We start from the raw sequence: 1,953 nt of genomic DNA, 5'->3' as shown, positions 1-1,953 counted from the left end.
ACTTTGCGCTTTCTAATTGCTGGCGTCACCGGCTCTGAATTAGCGTCTGATTTTACCTTGTTAATTTTCTTTAAGGGCTTTTTTACTTGCTTGCTTTTTAAAGCTTCTAGCTTGCTTGGCTTGCGCTTTAAAGGCTGGCTAGATTTAAGCTCTTGAGGCTCTTCTGTCTTCAACTCTGAAGAAGACTTCGGCTTTCTTGACTTGGCTTTTACCGGACGCTCGGTTTTCTTTCTTGCGCCATTTCGGGATTTAACCTTAGGTTTATCACTTCCCTGACGTCTATCCGCTTCTTTACGCCGCTCACCTGCCTTCCGCTTGTCCTGACTGTCGCGCTTGCTACCGCTTTTGGGCTTACCTTTCTTAGGGCGCAATTTGTCACGTGACTTGGAACTTGAGCTCACTAGAACCAGGTCAACCTTGCGCTCTTCCAGATTGATGTTTGAGACCTGAACAAGCACCCTATCACCCAGACCAAAGCGCTTACCTGAGCGTTCACCGATCAGGCGATGCTTCGCTGCATCAAATTGATAATAATCACTGTCTAAAGTCGAGACATGAACTAGACCTTCAGCATATAAATCAGCTAGCTCTACAAAGAAGCCAAAGCCCGTCACGGCAGAGATAATACCCTCAAACTCCTCACCCAAGTGTTGCTGTAGGTACTCACACTTAAGCCAGCTCATTACATCACGCGTCGCCTCATCAGCACGTCGCTCAGCCATCGAGCAGTGTTCACCAAGAACCAGCATTTTCGCTAGGTCATATGGGTATTTATACGCTTTTCTTAACTCAGGAGCCTGAGCATCCGCAGCAATACCTACGTCGTCAAAATCATTATTCTTAGCAGAATAAATAACAGACTTGATAGCACGGTGAACTAATAGATCAGGATAACGCCTGATAGGTGAAGTAAAGTGAGCGTAGTGTTCATAAGCCAAACCAAAGTGACCTTTCTCTTCAGGCCCATAGACTGCTTGGCTCATAGAGCGTAATAAGACGGTTTGTAGAACGCTGAAGTCAGGACGATCCTGAATATCCGCCATAATTTGTTGGTAGTCAGAAGGCGATGGATCTTCACCGCCCATCAACTGCAAACCTTGTTCACCTAGAAATGAACGCACATTCTCTAGTTTTTGTGCTGTCGGCCCCTCGTGAATTCGATACAAGGTTGGTAGCTTATGGCGCGATAAAAACTCTGCTGTCGCTACATTTGCACAGAGCATGCACTCTTCTATGATTTTATGAGCATCATTACGCTCAGTTGGTACAATCGCATCAATTTTTCGTTCATCACCAAAAATAATTCTGGTTTCAACCGTTTCAAAATCAATAGCACCACGATCTTTACGACGACTGACCAGCACTTGGTATAAACCATACAGTTCGTGCAGCTCGGGAAGTCGATCAGCAAAATCTTCACAAAGTTGAATGCCATCACTTGAGTCGGGCTCTTCCAGAATGGTTCCAACCTGGTTATAGGTCAAACGCGCGTGGCTGTGCATTACCCCTTCGTAAAAACGACTCTTAAGGACTGAACCTTCAGCGTTAATATCCATTTCGCAGACCATACATAAGCGGTCAACTCTAGGATTAAGGGAACACAAACCATTAGATAAAACCTCAGGCAACATCGGCACAACATGGTCGGGAAAATAAACCGAGGTTGCGCGGTTATTTGCTTCGACATCCAACGGTGACTCAGGGCGTACATAGTGGCTAACATCAGCGATCGCAACATAGAGCTTCCAGCCGCTTCCATTTCGTTGACAATACACAGCATCGTCAAAGTCTCGCGCATCTTCGCCATCAATCGTAACAAGGGGCAAATGCCTGATATCAATACGCCCGGCTTTGTCACTATCGAGAACTTCTGATTTGAGTGTATCGACAGTTTGTTGAACTTCAGGCGGCCACTCAAAAGGAATATTATAGGAACGAATCGCTACTTCGATT

The 1,953-nt window shown here is 45.6% G+C and carries 1 protein-coding gene; it reads right to left on the bottom strand.

The genetic code is table 11. The features are described from left to right. Positions 1 to 1,953 (bottom strand): ribonuclease R (gene rnr, locus A3729_RS02655; protein WP_068633084.1); only part of this gene is annotated, 1,953 nt, incomplete at both ends.

Source organism: Oleiphilus sp. HI0043, from assembly GCF_001634935.1.
The sequence above is the reverse complement of the archived record's forward strand: the minus strand, read 5'-3'. Positions and strand labels throughout refer to the sequence as shown.